Raw genomic sequence first — 344 nt, 5'->3', positions numbered from 1 at the left:
CTGCTGGCAGCTCTTGCCAGCAGGGAAACCCGGGCAGGCAAATTCGTGAACGATGAGGGATATGGTACTTATGACCCCAATGGCTATGGGCTTTTACAGGTAGATAAAAATGCCCACACCCCGGAAGGTGAACCCTTCAGTGAAGAGCATATTGAGCAGGCCGCAGGTATTTTGCTGGGGATGCTGGAAGTTATCAAAAAAGAATTTCCGCAGTGGACAAGGGCAGAACAGCTCAGGGGAGCAGTAGCCAGGTATAACGGAGGGCTTCGGAAAATTAATGGCCTTGCAGAAGTTGATAATATCACCACAAAAAAAGACTACTCCGCAGATGTATGGGCAAGGGC

General features: G+C 49.7%; 1 protein-coding gene. It reads left to right on the top strand.

Translation table 11 applies throughout. The features are described from left to right. Positions 1 to 344 (top strand): lysozyme family protein (locus E1163_RS30035; RefSeq protein ID WP_221417849.1); only part of this gene is annotated, 344 nt, incomplete at both ends.

It is taken from the genome of Fulvivirga kasyanovii, assembly GCF_009711405.1.
Lineage (GTDB): Bacteria > Bacteroidota > Bacteroidia > Cytophagales > Cyclobacteriaceae > Fulvivirga > Fulvivirga kasyanovii.
Note: the sequence above shows the minus strand (reverse complement) of the source record. Positions and strands in the feature narration are given on the sequence as shown.